The sequence below is a fragment of the Pseudomonas sp. NBRC 111133 genome, assembly GCF_001320605.1.
GTDB lineage: Bacteria > Pseudomonadota > Gammaproteobacteria > Pseudomonadales > Pseudomonadaceae > Aquipseudomonas > Aquipseudomonas monteilii.
Genome location: NZ_BCBJ01000076.1, coordinates 1 through 18,873, shown reverse-complemented (window position 1 = coordinate 18,873; position 18,873 = coordinate 1). Strand labels below are relative to the sequence as shown.

Sequence of the window (18,873 nt, the reverse complement as noted above, 5' to 3'; positions counted from 1 at the left end):
TTGGTCTAGGGAGTTTTGTGATGTCAGACCTATCCGTGATGGTGGTGGGATGTGGTGATGTAGGCGGGCGTTTTGCCAAACAGATGCTGGCCAAAGGCTGGCAGGTAAGCGGCCTGCGCCGTTCTGTCGGGCAACTGCCTGCGGGGATCGCGCCGGTTGCCGCCGACCTGGCCGAGCCGTCGATTCCGCAAGCCTGGCCGCAGGGTTCGCTGGACTACCTTGTGTACTGCGTGGCGGCCAGCCAGCACGACGAGGCAGGTTACCAGGCGGCCTACGTCGACGGCTTGCGCCATGTGCTGGCGTGGCTGGCCGAGCGAGGCCAGCACCCGCGTCGCCTGCTGTTTGTATCGAGCAGCAGCGTGTATGCCCAAAAAGACGGTGAATGGATCGAAGAAGGTGCGGCCACCGAGCCTGAAGGTTATTCCGGGCGGGTGATGCTTGAGGCCGAGCAGCTGGCGCTGGCCAGCGGCATTCCGGCAAGTGTGGTGCGCCTGACCGGCATCTATGGCCCAGGCCGCGAGTGGCTGCTGAGCCAGGTGCGCCAGGGTTACCGCGTCGCCGAGGAGCCGCCGCTGTATGGCAACCGCATTCATGCCGAGGATGCTGCCAGCCTGCTGGCGCACCTGCTGCAGGCCGATGCCGACGGCAAGGCGCTGGACGACTGTTACATTGGTGTCGATGACGACCCGGCTCCGCTGGCCGATGTGGTGGCCTGGCTGCGGGCATACATGGGGGTTACCGAATGGTCTGATGAGCAGCGGGTGCGGCGTACCGGCAGCAAGCGCTGTAGCAATGCCCGGGCGCGAGCGTTGGGCTGGGTGCCGGAATATCCGAGTTACAAGGAAGGGTATGCAGCCATCCTGAAAGGAGGGCGTTGAGTCTGCCGGCCTCTTCGCGGGTAAACCCGCTCCCACAGGGATATCACAAGGCCTGAAGACAGTGATTACCCTGTGGGAGCGGGTTTACCCGCGAAGAGGCCAGTGCATTCAGTGCAAATGCATTAGGGCTCAGTTGAGCTCCAGCACCCACTGGCGCTTGCCCGCCGCCAGCTCCGGCATGTCATCCGGCTGCGCACGGTTCACCGCCTGGAAAATCTCCAGCTTGCCGCCATCACGCTTGATGATGAACGGTGCACCACGCTGGTTACGCTCCAGCCACAGGCTGTCATTGCTGCCGCCCATGGTCGCGCAATCGCCCGCCAGGCACAGGGCGAAACGGTCTGGCCCTGGCAGGCCGGTGACGTTGCCGGTGTCGCTGAAGCGCACGCTGGCACCTTTGCCCTGGCCTTCGGTGATCTTCCAGTCGCCGCCCAGGTAGGCCTGGTACAGCGCCTTCTCGAAGCTGCTACCCAGCGGGGCATTGGCGGTAGCCGGTGCCTTGGCGCGTACGAAGGTCTGCTTGGCTCCGCTTTGATCAACGGTCAGCAGTTCATCGCCATCAAGCGACAACTGCTCGGTCTGGCCACCTTCGAAGTTGGCCTGCCACTGCTTGTCGTTGGCGCTCAACTGGCCGTCAGCGGCCTCGAAACCATTGCTGTAGCTGGCCTGTTGGCTGGCAACGTCGAGTTTCCACTCGAACACCGGGCCGTGCTCGTTCAGCGCCTGGCGCAGGCTGCTGCCCTTGACGGCCGCAGTGATGGCGTCCTGGTTGATCCAGGTGCCGTTGAAGTCTTCGGGTTTGTGGCTGGCGCAGCCGCCCAGAAGCAGGGCTGCCAGTGCGAAGGGCAGTGCTTGACGCATGAGGGAATAACCTTGCAGAAGAGGGAGGGGTGACGGGCAGGGCGCTCGTCACCAGGGGCATCATTCGATGACCAGGATGGCGTCCATTTCGACCTGGGAGCCTTTCGGCAGCGCGGCAACGCCGATGGCGGCGCGGGCCGGGTAGGGCTGCTCGAAGTAGCGGCCCATCACCTCGTTGACCTTGGCGAAGTGGCTCAGGTCGGTGAGGAAGATGTTCAGCTTGACGATGTCCTTGAACGAACCGCCAGCGGCTTCAGCCACGGCCTTGAGGTTTTCGAACACTTGCACGGTCTGGGCTTCGAAGCCTTCAACCAGCTCCATGGTCTTCGGGTCCAGCGGGATCTGGCCCGACATGTACACGGTGTTGCCGGCCTTGATCGCCTGCGAGTAGGTGCCGATGGCAGCTGGGGCCTTGTCGCTGTTGATGACGGTCTTGCTCATGATGACTCCTTGCGGTTGGCGGACTACGTACGCATGCGGGTGATGCGGACCACACCGGTCAGGGTACGCAGCTTCTTGATCACACGCGCCAGGTGCACGCGGTCGTGCACGCTGACCACCAGTTGGACCACGCTGATACGGCCGTCGCGTTCGTCCATGCTGATCTTCTCGATGTTGCCGTCGGCGGCGTTGACGCTGCTGGCCAGCAGGGCGATCAGGCCGCGCTGGTGCTCCAGTTCGACACGCAGTTCGACATTGAACTCGCCCGTGATGTCCTTGGCCCAGGAGAGTTGCACGCACTTCTCCGGGTTGTGGCGGATTTCACTGATGTTGCGGCAGTTCTCAAGGTGCACGACCATGCCTTTGCCAGCCGACAGGTGGCCGACGATCGGGTCACCCGGGATCGGCGTACAGCACTTGGCGTAGCTCAGCACCAGGCCTTCGGTACCACGAATCGCCAGCGGGCCTTCCGGCGCTGGCAACTGCTCGCCTTCGGCCGACAGCAGGCGACGTGCAACCACGTAGGCCATGCGGTTGCCTAGGCCGATGTCTTCGAGCAGGTCTTCGATGAGTTCCAGGCGGTACTCGGCGAGAATCGACTGGATACGCTCCTGGGGGACTTTCTCCAGGCTGCTGTCGAAGCCGGTGAGTACCTTGTTCAGCAGGCGTTCGCCCAGGCTGATGGACTCGGACCGACGCTGCTGCTTGAGGGCATGGCGGATGTGCGTGCGCGCCTTGCCGGTGACCACGAAGTTGAGCCAGGCCGGGTTCGGCCGTGCGCCCGGTGCGCTGACGATTTCCACCGTCGAGCCGCTTTGCAGCGGCTCGGACAGCGGCGCCAGGCGGCGGTTGATGCGGCAGGCGATGCAGCTGTTGCCCACGTCGGTGTGGACCGCGTAGGCGAAGTCGACGGCCGTGGAGCCTTTGGGCAGCTCCATGATGCGGCCTTTGGGCGTGAACACGTAGACCTCGTCCGGGAACAGGTCGATCTTCACGCTTTCGATGAATTCCAGCGAGTTGCCGGCACGTTGCTGCAGTTCAAGGATGCCCTTGACCCACTGGCGGGCACGGGCGTGGCTGCCCTTGGGCTGCTCGTCGTCGTTGGACTTGTACAGCCAGTGCGCGGCGATGCCGTTGTTGGCCATCTCTTCCATCTCTCGGGTGCGGATCTGGATTTCGATGGGCACGCCGTGCATGCCGAACAGCGTGGTGTGCAACGACTGGTAGCCGTTGGCCTTGGGGATCGCGATGTAGTCCTTGAAGCGACCGGGCAGCGGCTTGTACAGGTTGTGCACGGCGCCGAGCACGCGGTAGCAGGTGTCGACCTTGTCGACGATGATGCGGAAGGCGTACACGTCCATGATCTCGTTGAAGGCGCGGCGCTTGCCGCGCATCTTCTTGTAGATGCCATAGAGGTGTTTCTGCCGGCCGCTGACCTCGCCCTCGATACCGTCGGCGGCCAGGCAGTTGGCCAGCGAGTGCTCGATCTTGGCGACGATCTCTTTACGGTTGCCGCGTGCGCTTTTCACCGCCCGGTGAATCAGCGACGAGCGCATCGGGTGCATGGCCTTGAAGCCCAGGTCCTCGAACTCCACGCGCACGGTGTGCATGCCCAGGCGGTTGGCGATGGGGGCGTAGATTTCGAGGGTTTCCTTGGCAATGCGCCGGCGCTTTTCGCCAGACAGCACTTCCAGGGTGCGCATGTTGTGCAGGCGGTCGGCCAGCTTGACCAGGATCACGCGGATATCGCGAGCCATGGCCATGGCCATCTTCTGGAAGTTTTCGGCCTGCGCCTCGGCCTTGGTTTCGAAGTTCATCTGGGTCAGTTTGCTGACCCCATCGACCAGTTCGGCCACGGTCTCGCCAAATTGCTGGCTGAGGGCTTCCTTGGCGATGCCGGTGTCTTCGATCACATCGTGCAGCATGGCCGCCATCAGGCTCTGATGATCCATGTGCATGTCGGCGAGGATGCTGGCCACGGCCAGCGGGTGGGTCACGTAGGGCTCGCCGCTGCGGCGGCGCTGCCCGTCGTGGGCCTGTTCGGCGTAGAAATAGGCGCGGCGGACCAGGTTGACCTGTTCGGGGCCAAGATAGGTCGACAGCCGTTCGGCCAAGGCTTCTATACCCGGCATGGGTTCACCTCCTGCGGAGGAAGAGGGCCTTGCGCCGTGCGACGTCGACCTGGCATCAATCAGACAGCCTCGTTGTTCTCGTCCTCGAACGCGGCGAACACCGGATCCTCGGTGACGATCTCTTCAGCGGCGATGAACTCGTTGGTGACGATGCCTTCGGCGATTTCACGCAGGGCAACAACGGTTGGCTTGTCGTTTTCCCACGCAACGCGTGGCTCTTTGCCGCCGGTCGCCAGCTGGCGAGCGCGCTTGGTCGAGAGCATGACCAGCTCAAAGCGGTTATCCACGTGTTCCAGGCAGTCTTCAACAGTTACGCGGGCCATGGTCTTCCTCAGTAGCAAATGCGGTGGGCGTGCAGCCCAGTAATGGGCAGGCGGACTCGATAGTTTAAAAAATCACCAGCCAATAGGGAAGCGCTGTTTTGTCGGGTGATACCTTCAAGCCCCTGTTTGCTTCTTCGCGGGTAAACCCGCTCCCACAGGCACCGCGCACCCTGTGGGGGCGGGTTTACCCGCGAAAGGGCCGGAACAGACAGCCTCAGACTTGAGCCTGACGATAACCTCAGAGCATCGCGTCACGCAACCGCGGGGTCAGCTCTTCGAACAAGGTCTGTACCGAGCGCAATGCCCGGCAATCCGGCCGGGTCAGCAGCCACAGCTGGGTGTCACAACCCGGCAGCGGCCCACTCAACGCATCCACGCCGGGCAAGGCATGCACCATATAGTCCGGCAACGCCGCCACGCCCAGGCCGGCGGTGACCAGCTGGGCGATGGTCGACATGCTGCTGCACTGGTAGCGCGGGCTTACCCCAGGGTGCTGCTGGTTGCGCCAGACCACCGTAGGGTGGTCCACCATCGAGTCATCGGGGGCGATCCACGGCACGTTGGCGGGCGACTCGGCCAGGCGCTCGCGCCACTGTGGCTGGCCGCAGACGACATAGGAGGTAGACCCCAGGTTGCGACCCACAAGGTGCTCCGGTGGGGTGTTGGTCAGGCGCAGGGCGATGTCGGCATCGCGCCGGCTGAGGTTGGCAAACGTGTTGGAGGTGCCCATCTCCAGCGATAGCGCCGGGTAGTTGGGCATGAACTCGGCCAGCGCCGGCAGCAACAGGCTGTGCATCACCGCCTCGGTACAGGTCAGCCGCACCGTGCCGCTGACCACCTGCTCGCCACTGGTCATGGCAATGCGCGCCGCCTCCAGCGCCTGTTCGGCACGTTCGGCCTGCTCGGCCAGGGCCTGAGCGGTATCGGTCGGCAGGTAGCCCTTGCGGCTCTTGACGAACAAGGCGGTGCCCAGCGCCGACTCCAGCCGGCGGATCGAGCGGAATACTGTCGAAACATCGACTTTCAGCAGCTCGGCGGCCTTGGCCAGCGAGCGGCCTCGCTCCAGTGCCAGGACCAGGGAGAGGTCGGCGTGGGTAATCTGATATTGCATTGGTGCACGCTCTGCTTGCCGAATTGCCAATGTCTGTTGCATCAGGGCCATTTTATAGTGAAACGGCCCCCCGGAATCAATGCGCCCGGTCGGGTAACCAGTCCCCACGATGGGAAAGTGAAAAGAACAACAGCTGCAACCATCGTCGCCCGTGAGGCGCCAGCCGTATCCCACATCGCCGCAGCACATCAAAGGATGTACACCATGACGTCGGTAACCCCGTGCGCCAGTTCTTCCAGCGAGATGAATGACTTCCTCCAGGCCCATCCGGACACGCAGTACGTCGACCTGCTGATCTCCGACATGAATGGCGTGGTACGTGGCAAGCGCATCGAGCGGGCCAGCCTGCACAAGGTGTACGAGAAGGGCATCAACCTGCCCGCATCGCTGTTCGCCCTGGACATCAATGGCTCCACCGTCGAGAGCACCGGCCTTGGCCTGGACATCGGCGATGCCGACCGCATCTGCTTCCCGATCCCGGGCACGTTGTCGGACGAGCCGTGGCAGAAGCGCCCCACTGCCCAGCTGCTGATGACCATGCACGAGCTGGATGGCCAGCCGTTCTTCGCCGACCCGCGCGAAGTGTTGCGCCAGGTGGTGAGCAAGTTCGACGATCTGGGCCTGGATATCTGCGCGGCGTTCGAGCTGGAGTTCTACCTGATCGACCAGGACAACCTCAATGGTCGCCCGCAGCCGCCACGTTCGCCCATTTCCGGCAAACGCCCCCAGTCGACCCAGGTGTACCTGATCGACGACCTCGATGAATACGCCGACTGCCTGCAGGACATGCTCGAAGCCGCCAAGGAGCAAGGCCTTCCCGCCGACGCCATCGTCAAGGAAAGCGCCCCTGCGCAGTTCGAAGTCAACCTGCACCACGTGGCCGACCCGCTCAAGGCCTGCGACTACGCGATCCTGCTCAAGCGCCTGATCAAGAACGTGGCATACGACCATGAAATGGACACCACGTTCATGGCCAAGCCCTACCCGGGCCAGGCAGGTAACGGCCTGCACGTACACATTTCGTTGCTGGACAAGAAAACCGGCAAGAACATCTTTGCCAGCGATGACCCGTTGCAAAGCGACACGCTGCGCCACGCCATCGGTGGTGTGCTGGAAACCATGCCGGCGTCGATGGCGTTCCTGTGCCCGAACATCAACTCCTATCGCCGTTTCGGCGCGCAGTTCTACGTGCCCAATGCGCCAAGCTGGGGTCTGGATAACCGCACCGTGGCGGTACGCGTGCCCACCGACAGCAGCGACAACGTGCGCCTGGAGCACCGTGTGGCCGGCGCCGACGCCAACCCGTACCTGATGCTGGCGGCCATCCTGGCCGGCGTGCATCACGGTCTGACCAACAAGGTCGAGCCGCAGGCGCCGATCGAAGGCAACTCCTACGAACAGCTGGAGCAAAGCCTGCCGAACAACCTGCGCGATGCCCTGCGCGCGCTGGACGACAGCGAAGTCCTCAACCAATACATCAGCCCGGACTACATCGACATCTTCGTGGCCTGCAAGGAAAGCGAACTGGCCGAGTTCGAAGTGTCGATTTCCGACCTTGAGTACAACTGGTACCTGCACACGGTGTAAGCCCATGAGCGCAACTGCGGTCCCCTTGATCGGTGTCAGCGCCTGCCGCCAGCAGGTGGGGAAGAACTCGTCGCACACGGTAGGCGACAAGTATGTCGAGGCGGCCGGCTTTGCCGGCTTGCCGCTGATCTTGCCGGCCCGCGACGGGGGCAGCGACACACAGGCGCTGCTGTCCCGTCTGCACGGCATTGTTTTTACAGGCTCGCCTTCAAATATCGAACCGCATCATTACAATGGCGCCCCCAGCGTGGCGGGTACCCGGCACGACCTGGCGCGTGATCGGCTGACCTTGCCACTGCTGCAGGCGGCGATTGCCGCCGGTGTGCCGGTGTTCTGCATTTGCCGTGGCTATCAGGAACTGAACGTGGCCCTTGGCGGCAGCCTGCACCAACGCGTGCAGGAGCTGCCTGGCTACCTTGATCATCGCGAACCTGAGGACGCACCCCTGGAGGTGCAATACGGCCCTCGTCACCCGGTCGGCATCGAGCCTGGCGGGTTGTTCGAGCGCCTGGGCCTGGCGGCGCAGTTCGAGGTCAACTCGCTGCACAGCCAGGGCATCGACCGCCTTGCCCCAGGCTTGCGCGTCGAGGCACGGGCCCCGGATGGCCTGATCGAAGCAGTGTCCATGCCCGATGCGCCGGGCTTTGTGCTCGGTGTGCAGTGGCACCCGGAGTGGCGCTTCAACGAAAACCCGGTCTCGCTGCGCCTGTTTCAGGCGTTTCGCCAGGCCTGCATTGCCTATGCAGCAGGGGAGGGCGCACGGCAGGAATGATTCTGACGTCAGCCGAAGGTCTCGGATGACTTGTCCCCGACAGCAAGCTTTCAATGAGTGAAAGCGGGCCTTGTACGCAAGGCCTGTGAAAACAATTCCAAAATTTACGGCAAATACTCATGAGCAATTACACAGAAGCCGGCCGCCCATCCGACGTGGCAGCCGACGCGGGCAACACTCAGCGCAGCAAAGGCCTGGCCAAGGGCCGTTTGGGCTTGCTGGCCAGCGTGGTGCTGGGCATTTCCACCATCGCCCCGGTCTACACCCTGACCGGCGCCCTTGGCCCGACCGTGCGCGAGGTCGGTGCCCACCTGCCAGCCGTGTTCATCGTCGGCTTCCTGCCGATGTTGCTGGTGGCCCTGGGCTACCGCGAGCTGAACTCGGCAGAACCGGACAGCGGTACATCGTTCACCTGGTCGGCACGTGCCTTCGGCCCGATGATCGGCTGGATTGGCGGTTGGGGGTTGGTGGTTGCCACCACCATCGTGCTGTCGAACCTGGCAGGGGTGGCAGTCGACTTCTTCTACCTGTTTCTGGGCCAGATTACCGGCAAGCATGAGCTGGCGGCGTTGGCCGATAACCTGTTGATCAACATCGTTACCTGTTGCGTGTTCATCGCCCTGGCCGTGTGGATCTGCTGTCGCGGCATCGCCACCACCATGACCGTGCAGTACGGCCTGGTGGCCTTGCAGTTGGTGGTGCTGATCGGATTTGCCGTCGCCGCCTTTGGCGGTACCACCGCGCCGCCACCGCTGGCGTTCGATTTCGCCTGGTTCAACCCGTTTGGTGTCGAGTCGTTCTCGGCCTTTGCCGCTGGGCTGTCGCTGTCGATCTTCATCTTCTGGGGCTGGGACACGTGCCTGACCGTCAGCGAAGAGTCGGTGGGCAGCGAAGAGGTGCCGGGCAAGGCCGCCACCTGGACCGTGATGCTGATCCTCGGCCTTTACCTGTTCACCGCCATCGCCACTCTGCAGTTTGCCGGTATCAGCGAAACGGGCCTGGGCCTGAACAACCCGCGCATCCAGGAGAACGTCTTTGCCCACCTGGCCGGCCCGGTCATGGGGCCGCTGGCGATCCTGATGTCCATCGCGGTGCTGGCCAGTACGGCGGCGTCGTTGCAGTCGACCTTCGTGGCGCCGGCGCGCACCCTCCTGGCGATGGGGTACTACGGTGCAGTGCCGCCGAAATTCGCCAGCGTCTGCCCGCGTTCGCAAACCCCGCGCTACGCCACTATTTGTGCGGGCCTGGCAGCAGGTCTGTTCTACGTGACCATGCGTAGCCTGAGCGAGAACGTGCTGGCAGATACCATCACCGCGCTGGGCATGATGATCTGCTTCTATTATTCGCTGACCGCATTTGCCTGCGTCTGGTATTTCCGTGGCAGCCTGTTCGACAGCCTGCGCCACTTCATCATGCGCGGCCTGTGCCCGTTGGTGGGTGGGGTGATCCTGTCGGTGATCTTCATACGGACTGCCATCGACAGCGCCTCGCCGGACTTCGGCAGTGGTTCGCATGTGGGCGGGTTGGGGCTGGTGTTCGTGATTGCCGCGATCATCTCGGTGCTGGGCATCGGGCTGATGATGCTGTCGCGCATGCGCGCGCCGGCTTACTTCCTGGGGGCTACCCTGCGTCAGCAGGCTACCCTGCCGTTGCAGGAATAAATAATTGGGGCTGCAAAGCAGCCCCAATTCGTTCTTCAGCTGATCATTTGCTTCAGCAGCGTCGCATGACGCTGTTGCTGTTTCTTCAACAGCAAGCGATTCGAGCGGAACACCGCCTTCAAATCCTCCAGCGCCACGTCGAAATCATCATTGATGATCACGTAGTCATACTCGTCGTAGTGCACCATCTCGCTGACCGCTTCTTTCATGCGCCCGGCAATGATTTCTTCGCTGTCCTGCCCACGGCCATCCAGGCGGTGACGCAGCGCCTCCTGACTAGGTGGCAGGATGAACACCGACAACGCCTGTGGCATCAGCTTGCGCACCTGCTGGGCGCCTTGCCAGTCGATTTCCAGGATCAGGTCGTAGCCCTGATCCAGCGTCTGCTGCAGCGCGCTGCGCGAGGTGCCGTAGAAGTTGCCGAACACTTCGGCATGCTCCAGAAAGTCGCCTTGCGCGATCAGCGCCTTGAATTCTTCGTGGACCACGAAGTGGTAGTTCACCCCGTGTTCCTCGCCCGGGCGCATGGCGCGGGTGGTGTGCGAGACCGAAACGCGGATCTGCCGGTCGTCCTTGGTCAGGGCCGTTACCAGGCTGGTCTTGCCGGCGCCCGAAGGGGCCGAAACGATGTAGAGGGTGCCGCTGCTGTGGTTCATGGTCGGGGTGGCCTTACTCGATGTTCTGTACTTGTTCACGCATCTGTTCGATCAATACCTTCAGGTTGACCGCCGCTTGCGTGCTGCGTGGGTCGAAGGCCTTGGAGCCGAGGGTGTTGGCTTCGCGGTTGAGTTCCTGCATCAGGAAGTCCAGGCGCCGCCCTGCGGCGCCGCCGCCCTTGAGTACCCGGCGCACTTCAGTGACGTGGGTGCTGAGGCGGTCGAGCTCCTCGGCCACGTCGCTCTTCTGCGCCAGCAGCACCATCTCTTGTTCCAGGCGCTGTGGGTCGAGCTCGGCTTGCATGTCGCCGAAACGGTCGAGGATCTTCTGCCGCTGCGCCGCCAGCATCTGCGGCACCAGGGCGCGCAAGGTGGTGACTTCGCTGGACATGTTGTCCAGGCGCTCGTTGATCAGCCGGGCCAGTTCCTGGCCTTCGCGCAGGCGGCCGGCCTTGAGTTCGGCCAGGGCTTCGTCGAACAGTGCCATGGCTTCGGCGTTCAGTGCCTGCGGGTCGCTGGTGTCGGCCACCAGCACGCCTGGCCACGACAGCACTTCCAGCGGGTTCAGGGGTGCTGGCTGCTTGATCAGGCCGGCCACTTCCTCGGCGGCGGCAACCAGTTGCGCGGCGCGTTCGCGGTCTACCTTCAGCGGCTTGCCGTTGCTGTCTTCGTTGAGGCGCAAGGTGCATTCCACCTTGCCCCGCGACAAGCCCTGGCGCAGGCCTTCACGCACGGCGCCTTCGAGGTCGCGCAGGGCCTCTGGCAGGCGCAGGTGCGGTTCCAGGTAGCGGTGGTTGACCGAACGCAGCTCCCAGATCAGGGTGCCTTGGCTGCCGGCGCGCTCGACACGAGCAAAAGCGGTCATGCTGTGCACCATGGGGAGTACCTCGCTTAGTTGAATGGACGGTGGGAGCCTCTCGGCTGCAAGGCGCAGGATTGTAGCGCAGTGGGGCCGTGGCGCCCAATCCACCTATGTTACCGACGGGCGGCCGCGCCAGTAGGAAAAGGCGACGGGCTGTGGCGGGTACGACAATAGGCATGTCTTCCCCGGGCTGCGGGCTCTATAATGCTCGGCAGATTCAAAGTCCCAGTACAGGTATCCCAGATGAAACGTCCAAGTGGTCGCGCCGCCGATCAGCTCCGCTCGATCCGCATCACCCGCAACTACACCAAGCACGCCGAAGGGTCGGTACTGGTCGAGTTCGGTGACACCAAGGTCATCTGCACGGTCAGCGTTGAAAACGGTGTGCCGCGCTTCCTGAAAGGCCAGGGCCAAGGCTGGCTGACCGCCGAATACGGCATGCTGCCGCGTTCTACCGGTGAGCGTAACCAGCGCGAAGCCAGCCGTGGCAAACAGGGTGGTCGCACCCTGGAAATCCAGCGCCTGATCGGCCGCTCGCTGCGCGCCGCACTGGACATGAGCAAGCTGGGCGACATCACCCTGTACGTCGACTGCGACGTGATCCAGGCCGATGGCGGTACCCGTACCGCGTCCATCACCGGTGCCATGGTCGCCCTGTGCGACGCGCTGGCGGTGATCAAGAAACGCGGTGGCCTGAAGGCCGGCAACCCGCTCAAGCACATGATCGCTGCTGTGTCGGTGGGCATGTACCAGGGCGAAGCCGTGCTCGACCTGGACTACCTGGAAGACTCCGCCGCCGAAACCGACCTGAACGTGGTCATGACCAGCGCCGGTGGCTTTATCGAGGTGCAGGGCACTGCCGAAGGTGCGCCGTTCCAGCCTGAAGACTTCAACGCCATGCTGGCGCTGGCGCAGAAGGGCATGACCGAAATCTTCGAGCTGCAGCAGGCTGCACTGGCGGACTGACTGATTTCGTAAATACAAAAAAAAGCCGACATTACTGTCGGCTTTTTTGTATCTGAGCAACACGCTTAGATGGTCAACGTCCAGTCATAGTCCACGATCAGCGGCGCATGCTGGGAGAAGCGCGGCTGACGCGGCAGGCGGGCGTTACGCACGAAGCGGCGCAGGCCTGGCGTGAGGATCTGGTAGTCGAACCGATAGCCCAGGTTGAGCATCTCGGCCTGCTCGTTGTCCGGCCACCAGCTGTACTGGTCGCCTTCACGGCTGACTTCGCGCAGGGCATCGACGTAACCCATCTCGCCAGTGATCGCATCCATCCAGGCGCGCTCCGGCGCCAGGAAGCCCGGCGATTGCTGACTGTCACGCCAGTTCTTGATGTCGAGCTTCTGCTGCGCCACGTAGAACGAGCCGCAATAGATGTACTCGCGACGCTTGCGACGCTGCTTGTCCAGGTACTTGGCGAAGTCGTCCATCAACTTGAACTTCTGATTCAAGTCTTCGTCGCCGTTCATGCCCGAAGGCAGCAGCAGGCTGGCAATACTGACTTTGTCGAAATCTGCTTGCAGGTAACGCCCGTAGCGGTCGGCTGTCTCGAAGCCCAGGCCGGTGATGACTGCCTTGGGCTGCATGCGCGAATAAAGGGCCACACCACCTTGGGCAGGCACCTCCGCGTCGCAGGCATAAAGGAAATAGCCATCGAGCTGGAAAGCTGGGTCATCGAGTTCAAAGGCCGAGGCGCGGGTATCCTGAAGGCAGATGACGTCGGCATTCTGGGCTTGCAGCCAGCTGAGCAAACCACGCTCGGCCGCAGCCTGAATGCCATTCACGTTCACACTGATGATCCGCATAAATGGCCCCAAAAATCTCGTGCGTGTATGATACCCGAGCTCAACCCATTTAGCTAAATCCGTGGTGTCCGGGACTATTCATGCAGCCGTATCAGCGCGACTTTATCCGTTTTGCCATCGATCGCGGGGTACTGCGTTTCGGTGAATTCACCCTGAAATCGGGGCGTACCAGCCCGTATTTCTTCAATGCCGGCCTGTTCAACACAGGTTCCGCGCTGGCCGAGCTGGGGCGCTGCTACGCTGCCGCCATCGTCGACAGCAAGATCTCATTCGACGTGCTGTTTGGCCCGGCCTACAAGGGTATTCCGTTGGCGGCGACCACTGCCGTGGCCTTGGCGGACCAGCATAAGCTCGACGTGCCTTGGTGCTTCAACCGCAAGGAAGCCAAGGACCACGGCGAAGGCGGCAGCCTGGTTGGCGCACCGCTGGCCGGTGATGTGCTGATCATCGACGACGTGATCACCGCCGGTACTGCCATCCGCGAAGTCATGCAGATCATCAACGCCCAGCAGGCCAAGGCCGCCGGCGTGCTGATCGCGCTGAACCGCGAAGAGCGTGGCAATGGCGAGCTGTCGGCGATCCAGGAAGTGGAGCGCGACTTCGGTATCCCGGTGGTCAGCATCGTTTCGCTGACCCAGGTGCTGGAGTTCCTGGCCGATGACCCGCAGCTGAAGCAGCATCTGCCGGCTGTCGAGGCTTACCGGGCGCAGTACGGGATCTGATCCTGGCCTGGAAATGAAAAAGGCGACCTTCTTGTGAAGGTCGCCTTTTTTTGTCGCCTGTTTCGGCCGATCAGCGCTGCTTGCGGTTGGTAATCAGGGTACCCACGCCGCTGTCGGTGAAGATTTCCAGCAGCACAGCATTCGGCACACGGCCGTCGATGATGTGCGAGCTGTTCACGCCGCCCTGCACCGCATCCAGTGCGCACTTGATCTTCGGCAGCATGCCGCCGTAGATGGTGCCGTCAGCGATCAGTTCGTTGACCTGTTCGGTGGTCAGGCCAGTCAGAACCTGGCCCTGCTTGTCCATCAAACCGGCGATGTTGGTCAGCAGCATCAGCTTCTCGGCTTTCAGCGCCTCGGCTACCTTGCCTGCTACCAGGTCGGCGTTGATGTTGTACGACTCACCGTTGGCACCCACGCCGATCGGCGCGATGACCGGGATGAAGTCACCCTTCACCAGCATGTTCAGCAGGTCGGTGTTCACGCTCACCACTTCGCCAACGTGGCCGATGTCGATGATTTCCGGGGTGGTCATCTCGGGCGTCTGGCGGCTGACGGTCAGCTTGCGGGCGCGAATCAGCTCCGCGTCCTTGCCGGTCAGGCCGATGGCGCTGCCGCCGTGGCGGTTGATCAGGTTGACGATGTCCTTGTTCACCTGGCCACCCAGCACCATCTCCACCACGTCCATGGTCGCCGAGTCGGTGACGCGCATGCCGTCGATGAAGTGGCTTTCGATCGACAGGCGCTTGAGCAGGTCGCCGATCTGCGGGCCACCACCGTGGACCACCACCGGGTTGATACCCACAGCCTTCATCAGCACGATGTCACGGGCGAAGCCGGTTTTGAGCTCCTCGCTCTCCATCGCGTTGCCGCCGTACTTGATCACCAGGGTCTTGCCGACAAAGCGGCGGATGTAAGGCAGTGCTTCGGACAAAACCTCGGCTACATGGGAAGCGGCATCGCGATCGAGGGTCATGCAGGGCTCCTGTAAGGAACAGATAGTCGGTCAGAACGGCAGTTGCAGCTCAGGGGCAACCCGCAGCAACTGGGTACGGAAAACATCCTTGATACGTTGCAATTCGGCGTCGCTGTCGGCCTCGAAGCGCAGCACCAGCACCGGGGTGGTGTTGGAGGCGCGAACCAGGCCCCAGCCGTGGGCATAGTCCACCCGCACACCGTCGATGGTGGTCAGGTTGGCTTCGCCCCAGTCGGCGTCGCGTTGCAGTGCATCAATGATGCTGAATTTACCCTCGTCGGTCACATCAATATTGATTTCCGGCGTGGAAATATCGTTCGGGAAGGCGGCAAACAGGTTTTCGGCGCTTTGCCCGGCCTGGCTGAGGATTTCCAGCAGGCGTGCGGCACTGTAGATGCCGTCGTCGAAACCGTACCAGCGTTCCTTGATGAAGATGTGACCGCTCATCTCGCCGGCCAGCAGCGAGCCTGTCTGTTTCATCTTCTTCTTGATCAACGAATGACCGGTCTTCCACATCAGTGCGCGGCCGCCGTGTTGCTCGATCAGCGGAGTCAGGCGACGGGTGCATTTGACGTCGAAGATGATTTCGGCGCCCGGGTTGCGCGCCAGCACGTCCTGGGCAAACAGCATCAGCAGGCGGTCGGGGTAGACGATGCTGCCGGTATTGGTCACTACGCCAACGCGGTCGCCATCGCCGTCGAAGGCAAGGCCGATGTCGGCGCCGGTTTCCTTGACCTTGGCGATCAGGTCTTCAAGGTTTTCCGGCTTGCCCGGGTCCGGGTGGTGGTTGGGGAAGTTGCCGTCCACCTCACAGAACAGCGGGATCACTTCGCAGCCCAGGGCTTCGATCAGTTGGGGTGCGATCACGCCAGCGGCACCGTTGCCGCAGTCCACCACCACCTTGAGCTTTTTCGCCAGCTTCACGTCATCGACGATCTGCTGGAAGTAGCGGTCAAGGATCTCGACCTTTTCCACGCGGCCTTCGGCCAAGGTCAGGTCGTTGGTTTTCAGACGGGTGAGCAGGGCCTGGATCTGTTCGTTGGCCAGCGTGTCGCCAGCGATGACGATCTTGAAGCCGTTGTAGTCCGACGGGTTGTGGCTGCCCGTCAGCATCACGCCCGACTTGCCTGCCAGCACGTTGGCCGCGTAGTACAGGGCCGGGGTGGGCACCAGGCCGACGTCGCTGACGTGGCAGCCGGCATCGACCAGGCCCTTGATCAGTTGTTCGACCAGCATCGGGCCGGACAGGCGGCCATCACGGCCGACCGAAACCTGCGGTTCGCCCTGGGCCAGGCTTTGCGCACCGATGGCGCGACCGATCCAGTAGGCGGTTTCGGCGTGAAGGGTTTTGCCGACCACGCCGCGGATGTCATACGCGCGGAAAATGCTGTCGGGCAATGCGGCGGGGACCAGGTGGGCCATGTCGTTCATCTCTGGAAGCTCCATTAGTCAAAGGCTTTCTGGGCAGGCGCAAACTGAACGCTTGGACGGTGCTTTCGCCAGAGAGTTCGCCATCCTTGGCCTGAACGGTCCTCTGCCGGCTCAGTGGCTGCCGGAGTGACCGAAGCCGCCAGCACCACGCTGGCTTTCATCGAAGGCTTCGACGATGTCGAAATGGGCCTGTACCACCGGCACCAGCACCAGCTGGGCGATACGCTCGCCAACGGCGATGGTGAACGGCGTGTTGCCGCGGTTCCAGCACGACACCATCAGCTCGCCCTGGTAATCCGAGTCGATCAGGCCGACCAGGTTGCCCAGCACGATGCCGTGTTTATGGCCCAGGCCCGAGCGCGGCAGGATCACCGCCGCCAGGCCCGGGTCGCCGATGTAGATCGACAGGCCGGTAGGGATCAGCAGGGTCTGGCCTGGCTCAAGGACAGTGTCCTCCTTGAGCAGGGCGCGCAGGTCCAGGCCGGCGGAGCCAGGGGTGGCGTAGGTCGGCAGGGGGAATTCGGTGCCCAGGCGTGGGTCGAGGATCTTGGCTTGAAGAGCGTGCATGTAACTTATTGAACCTGATTGAGCCGTTCGGCGATGAAGGCGACCAGTTGCCGGGCGATCTTGCCCTTGCTGGTCTGCGCGAAGAGGGTCTGGTGCTGCTGGCGGTCGATCACGGTCAAGGCGTTTTCTTCGCTGTTGAAGCCGATGCTGGGGTTGGCCACATCATTGGCGACGATCAGGTCGAGGTTCTTGTCCTTGAGCTTGCGCGTGGCGTAATCGAGCAGGTGTTCGGTTTCGGCGGCGAAGCCGACGCTGAACGGGCGGTCGCTGCGGCCAGCAATGGTGGCAAGGATATCGGGATTGCGCACCATCTGCAGCAGCATGCCGTCGCCGGTCGTAGGATCTTTCTTCAGTTTTTGTGTGGCAACCACTTCCGGGCGGTAGTCCGCGACCGCTGCCGAGGCGATGAACAGGTCGCACGGCATGGCCGCTTCACAGGCCGCGAGCATGTCCCGCGCGCTGACCACGTCGATACGGCTGACCCGGTCGGGGGTTGGCAGGTGCACCGGGCCAGTGACGAGGGTCACCCGAGCCCCGGCTTCGGCAGCCGCTTCGGCCAGGGCGAAGCCCATCTTGCCGGAGCTATGATTGGTGATGTAGCGCACCGGGTCGATGTTTTCCTGGGTCGGCCCGGCAGTGATCAATACGTGTTTGCCGGTGAGTGCCTGGCGCTTGAAGCTTTCTGCGGCGCACCAGGCCAGGTCGGTGGCTTCGAGCATGCGGCCCAGGCCCACGTCACCACAGGCCTGGCTACCGGAGGCCGGGCCGAACACCTGGATACCACGGCTCCTGAGCAGCTCAAGGTTGGCCTGGGTGGCCGGGTCGCGCCACATGGTCTGGTTCATGGCCGGGGCCACGGCGACGGTGGCATCGGTGGCCAGCACCAGGGTGGTCAGCAGGTCGTCGGCCATGCCTTGGGCCATGCGCGCCATGAGGTCGGCGGTGGCCGGGGCGATCAGCACCAGGTCGGCCCACTTGGCCAGTTCGATATGGCCCATGGCTGCTTCGGCGGCCGGGTCGAGCAGGTCCATGTGCACCGGGTGGCCCGACAGCGCCTGCAGGGTCAGCGGGGTGATGAACTCGGCACCACCACGGGTCATGACGACGCGCACCTGCGCGCCGTGCTCCAGGAGTCGGCGAATCAGCTCGGCGCTTTTGTAGGCGGCAATGCCGCCACCTACGCCGAGAACGATGCGCTTGCGATACAGCCGCTGCATAGGCTTGCCTTTTTCCAGTGAGAGCGGGCGGCGACGTTCGAAAATGCCTGCGGCAGAACGTCGCATGTACGAGGCGAAATAGATTAACACAGGGTCGAAATGGGCCGCAGCAAGGGCAGGGGACGGGGATGAATATCAGGGAGTGGCCCGCTGAAGAGCGGCCGAGGGAGAAGTTGTTGTTGCGTGGGGCTGGGAGCCTGACCGATACGGAGTTGCTGGCTGTTTTTCTTGGCTCAGGTGTACGCGGGCGCAATGTCGTGGAGATGTCGCGAGGTCTGCTGGTGAAGTTCGGCAGCTTGCGTCAGCTGCTGGAGGCCGACCGTGAAGCCTTCATGAGCGAGCTTGGGTTGGGCCCTGTGAGGTACGGCCAGTTGCAGGCATTGCTGGAGATCGGACGCAGGCACCTTGCAACTTCGATTGAGCGTGAGTCTGCCATGGACAGCCCGGAAACGGTGCGGCGCTATTTGAAGGCCATGCTGCGGCATGAGGCCAGTGAAGTGTTCGGGTGCCTGTTTCTGGACACCAAGCACCGGCCGTCGGCGTTCGAGATCCTGTTCAGGGGCACGATAGACCGGGCGAGTGTTTACCCGAGAGAGGTGGTGCGGCGGGCTTTGCTGCATAACGCGGCGGCGTTGATCCTTTGCCACAACCACCCCTCAGGCAACAGTGAACCGAGCCAGGACGATGTGCATTTGACCCTGTCGTTGAAGCGGGGACTGGGGCTGATCGATGTGCGGGTGCTGGATCACATCATCATCGGTGACGGGGAGCCGTTGTCGATGGTTGAGCAGGGGTGGGTTGTGGCTTAGGCAGGTCAATGCTGCCATGGCTGCTAGGTGCCTGTCTTGAGGGCTGTAGCGCCTTA

Annotated in this window: 18 protein-coding genes and 1 pseudogene; 7 read left to right on the top strand and 12 right to left on the bottom strand. The window is 62.8% G+C overall.

Going from position 1 to position 18,873, the window contains the following annotated elements:
• Nucleotides 1-20 precede the first annotated feature (20 nt).
• A complete protein-coding gene (locus APH36_RS17840) occupies nucleotides 21-878 on the top strand; it encodes an SDR family oxidoreductase (RefSeq protein ID WP_060499675.1) in 858 nt (285 codons plus the stop codon).
• Between the two features lie 129 nt (nucleotides 879-1,007).
• Here APH36_RS17840 and APH36_RS17835 read toward each other — a convergent pair whose 3' ends face one another.
• The 5 genes from APH36_RS17835 to APH36_RS17815 form a co-directional block, all read right to left on the bottom strand.
• A complete protein-coding gene (locus APH36_RS17835; RefSeq protein ID WP_060499674.1) occupies nucleotides 1,008-1,739 on the bottom strand; it encodes a hypothetical protein in 732 nt (243 codons plus the stop codon).
• A gap of 60 nt (nucleotides 1,740-1,799) precedes the next feature.
• A complete protein-coding gene (locus APH36_RS17830; RefSeq protein ID WP_003253379.1) occupies nucleotides 1,800-2,180 on the bottom strand; it encodes a RidA family protein in 381 nt (126 codons plus the stop codon).
• A gap of 23 nt (nucleotides 2,181-2,203) precedes the next feature.
• Nucleotides 2,204-4,312 carry a bifunctional GTP diphosphokinase/guanosine-3',5'-bis pyrophosphate 3'-pyrophosphohydrolase gene (gene spoT, locus APH36_RS17825; RefSeq protein ID WP_060499673.1) on the bottom strand — a complete coding sequence of 703 codons (2,109 nt, stop codon included), beginning with the start codon at nucleotides 4,310-4,312 and terminating at the stop codon, nucleotides 2,204-2,206.
• Nucleotides 4,313-4,371: 59 nt separating this feature from the next.
• Nucleotides 4,372-4,635 carry a DNA-directed RNA polymerase subunit omega gene (gene rpoZ, locus APH36_RS17820; RefSeq protein WP_003253383.1) on the bottom strand — a complete coding sequence of 88 codons (264 nt, stop codon included), beginning with the start codon at nucleotides 4,633-4,635 and terminating at the stop codon, nucleotides 4,372-4,374.
• Between the two features lie 238 nt (nucleotides 4,636-4,873).
• Nucleotides 4,874-5,746, bottom strand: coding sequence for a LysR family transcriptional regulator (locus APH36_RS17815; protein WP_016712709.1), 873 nt, complete (start codon nucleotides 5,744-5,746; stop codon nucleotides 4,874-4,876).
• A 204-nt stretch (nucleotides 5,747-5,950) separates the two neighbouring features.
• Between APH36_RS17815 and APH36_RS17810 the strand changes: the two genes are divergently transcribed.
• The 3 genes from APH36_RS17810 to APH36_RS17800 all read left to right on the top strand — a co-directional run bounded on the left by APH36_RS17810 (nucleotide 5,951) and on the right by APH36_RS17800 (nucleotide 9,766).
• The gene (locus APH36_RS17810) at nucleotides 5,951-7,333 is read left to right on the top strand and encodes a glutamine synthetase family protein (RefSeq protein WP_012274830.1); all 1,383 of its coding nucleotides are present in this window, start codon (nucleotides 5,951-5,953) and stop codon (nucleotides 7,331-7,333) included.
• 4 nt (nucleotides 7,334-7,337) lie between these two features.
• Nucleotides 7,338-8,105, top strand: coding sequence for a gamma-glutamyl-gamma-aminobutyrate hydrolase family protein (locus APH36_RS17805; RefSeq protein ID WP_060499672.1), 768 nt, complete (start codon nucleotides 7,338-7,340; stop codon nucleotides 8,103-8,105).
• A 119-nt stretch (nucleotides 8,106-8,224) separates the two neighbouring features.
• Nucleotides 8,225-9,766: an APC family permease gene (locus tag APH36_RS17800; protein ID WP_060499671.1), complete on the top strand. Its 1,542-nt coding sequence runs from the start codon at nucleotides 8,225-8,227 to the stop codon at nucleotides 9,764-9,766.
• A 35-nt stretch (nucleotides 9,767-9,801) separates the two neighbouring features.
• Here the strand turns inward: APH36_RS17800 and gmk are convergent, their stop codons facing one another.
• Together gmk and APH36_RS17790 are read right to left on the bottom strand one after the other, a co-directional pair.
• Nucleotides 9,802-10,422 carry a guanylate kinase gene (gmk, locus tag APH36_RS17795; protein ID WP_060499670.1) on the bottom strand — a complete coding sequence of 207 codons (621 nt, stop codon included), beginning with the start codon at nucleotides 10,420-10,422 and terminating at the stop codon, nucleotides 9,802-9,804.
• A 13-nt stretch (nucleotides 10,423-10,435) separates the two neighbouring features.
• Nucleotides 10,436-11,299, bottom strand: a complete 864-nt coding sequence (locus APH36_RS17790) for a YicC/YloC family endoribonuclease (RefSeq protein ID WP_028699257.1) — start codon at nucleotides 11,297-11,299, stop codon at nucleotides 10,436-10,438.
• A 228-nt stretch (nucleotides 11,300-11,527) separates the two neighbouring features.
• Between APH36_RS17790 and rph the strand changes: the two genes are divergently transcribed.
• Nucleotides 11,528-12,250 carry a ribonuclease PH gene (rph, locus tag APH36_RS17785; RefSeq protein ID WP_051096411.1) on the top strand — a complete coding sequence of 241 codons (723 nt, stop codon included), beginning with the start codon at nucleotides 11,528-11,530 and terminating at the stop codon, nucleotides 12,248-12,250.
• A gap of 65 nt (nucleotides 12,251-12,315) precedes the next feature.
• On the opposite strand, the gene APH36_RS17780 is transcribed toward rph, so the two are convergent.
• The gene (locus APH36_RS17780; protein ID WP_003253401.1) at nucleotides 12,316-13,095 is read right to left on the bottom strand and encodes an exodeoxyribonuclease III; all 780 of its coding nucleotides are present in this window, start codon (nucleotides 13,093-13,095) and stop codon (nucleotides 12,316-12,318) included.
• Nucleotides 13,096-13,175: 80 nt separating this feature from the next.
• Here APH36_RS17780 and pyrE point away from each other — a divergent pair, with 80 nt between their 5' ends.
• Nucleotides 13,176-13,817: an orotate phosphoribosyltransferase gene (pyrE, locus tag APH36_RS17775; protein ID WP_060499669.1), complete on the top strand. Its 642-nt coding sequence runs from the start codon at nucleotides 13,176-13,178 to the stop codon at nucleotides 13,815-13,817.
• Between the two features lie 70 nt (nucleotides 13,818-13,887).
• Here the strand turns inward: pyrE and argB are convergent, their stop codons facing one another.
• From argB to coaBC, 4 genes and pseudogenes are all read right to left on the bottom strand, one after another.
• Nucleotides 13,888-14,793 carry an acetylglutamate kinase gene (gene argB / locus APH36_RS17770; RefSeq protein WP_060499668.1) on the bottom strand — a complete coding sequence of 302 codons (906 nt, stop codon included), beginning with the start codon at nucleotides 14,791-14,793 and terminating at the stop codon, nucleotides 13,888-13,890.
• A 30-nt stretch (nucleotides 14,794-14,823) separates the two neighbouring features.
• Nucleotides 14,824-16,191, bottom strand: a pseudogene (locus APH36_RS17765) (phosphomannomutase/phosphoglucomutase); the annotation flags it as partial.
• Nucleotides 16,192-16,335: 144 nt separating this feature from the next.
• Nucleotides 16,336-16,791: a dUTP diphosphatase gene (gene dut, locus APH36_RS17760; RefSeq protein ID WP_060499666.1), complete on the bottom strand. Its 456-nt coding sequence runs from the start codon at nucleotides 16,789-16,791 to the stop codon at nucleotides 16,336-16,338.
• A gap of 5 nt (nucleotides 16,792-16,796) precedes the next feature.
• On the bottom strand, nucleotides 16,797-18,008 hold the full coding sequence (coaBC, locus tag APH36_RS17755) for a bifunctional phosphopantothenoylcysteine decarboxylase/phosphopantothenate--cysteine ligase CoaBC (protein WP_060499665.1): 1,212 nt from the start codon (nucleotides 18,006-18,008) through the stop codon (nucleotides 16,797-16,799).
• 128 nt (nucleotides 18,009-18,136) lie between these two features.
• Here coaBC and radC point away from each other — a divergent pair, with 128 nt between their 5' ends.
• The gene (gene radC / locus APH36_RS17750; RefSeq protein WP_060499664.1) at nucleotides 18,137-18,817 is read left to right on the top strand and encodes a DNA repair protein RadC; all 681 of its coding nucleotides are present in this window, start codon (nucleotides 18,137-18,139) and stop codon (nucleotides 18,815-18,817) included.
• Nucleotides 18,818-18,873: the final 56 nt, after the last annotated feature.

Coding starts and splice junctions, on each gene's coding strand:
- APH36_RS17810 (WP_012274830.1), top strand. CDS start 5,951: ATGACGTCGGTAACCCCGTGCGCCAGTTCTTCCAGCGAGATGAATGAC.
- dut (WP_060499666.1), bottom strand. CDS start 16,791: ATGCACGCTCTTCAAGCCAAGATCCTCGACCCACGCCTGGGCACCGAA.
- APH36_RS17835 (WP_060499674.1), bottom strand. CDS start 1,739: ATGCGTCAAGCACTGCCCTTCGCACTGGCAGCCCTGCTTCTGGGCGGC.
- APH36_RS17790 (WP_028699257.1), bottom strand. CDS start 11,299: ATGGTGCACAGCATGACCGCTTTTGCTCGTGTCGAGCGCGCCGGCAGC.
- APH36_RS17780 (WP_003253401.1), bottom strand. CDS start 13,095: ATGCGGATCATCAGTGTGAACGTGAATGGCATTCAGGCTGCGGCCGAG.
- rph (WP_051096411.1), top strand. CDS start 11,528: ATGAAACGTCCAAGTGGTCGCGCCGCCGATCAGCTCCGCTCGATCCGC.
- APH36_RS17805 (WP_060499672.1), top strand. CDS start 7,338: ATGAGCGCAACTGCGGTCCCCTTGATCGGTGTCAGCGCCTGCCGCCAG.
- argB (WP_060499668.1), bottom strand. CDS start 14,793: ATGACCCTCGATCGCGATGCCGCTTCCCATGTAGCCGAGGTTTTGTCC.
- gmk (WP_060499670.1), bottom strand. CDS start 10,422: ATGAACCACAGCAGCGGCACCCTCTACATCGTTTCGGCCCCTTCGGGC.
- APH36_RS17800 (WP_060499671.1), top strand. CDS start 8,225: ATGAGCAATTACACAGAAGCCGGCCGCCCATCCGACGTGGCAGCCGAC.
- pyrE (WP_060499669.1), top strand. CDS start 13,176: ATGCAGCCGTATCAGCGCGACTTTATCCGTTTTGCCATCGATCGCGGG.
- APH36_RS17830 (WP_003253379.1), bottom strand. CDS start 2,180: ATGAGCAAGACCGTCATCAACAGCGACAAGGCCCCAGCTGCCATCGGC.
- APH36_RS17815 (WP_016712709.1), bottom strand. CDS start 5,746: ATGCAATATCAGATTACCCACGCCGACCTCTCCCTGGTCCTGGCACTG.
- rpoZ (WP_003253383.1), bottom strand. CDS start 4,635: ATGGCCCGCGTAACTGTTGAAGACTGCCTGGAACACGTGGATAACCGC.
- coaBC (WP_060499665.1), bottom strand. CDS start 18,008: ATGCAGCGGCTGTATCGCAAGCGCATCGTTCTCGGCGTAGGTGGCGGC.
- APH36_RS17840 (WP_060499675.1), top strand. CDS start 21: ATGTCAGACCTATCCGTGATGGTGGTGGGATGTGGTGATGTAGGCGGG.
- radC (WP_060499664.1), top strand. CDS start 18,137: ATGAATATCAGGGAGTGGCCCGCTGAAGAGCGGCCGAGGGAGAAGTTG.
- spoT (WP_060499673.1), bottom strand. CDS start 4,312: ATGCCGGGTATAGAAGCCTTGGCCGAACGGCTGTCGACCTATCTTGGC.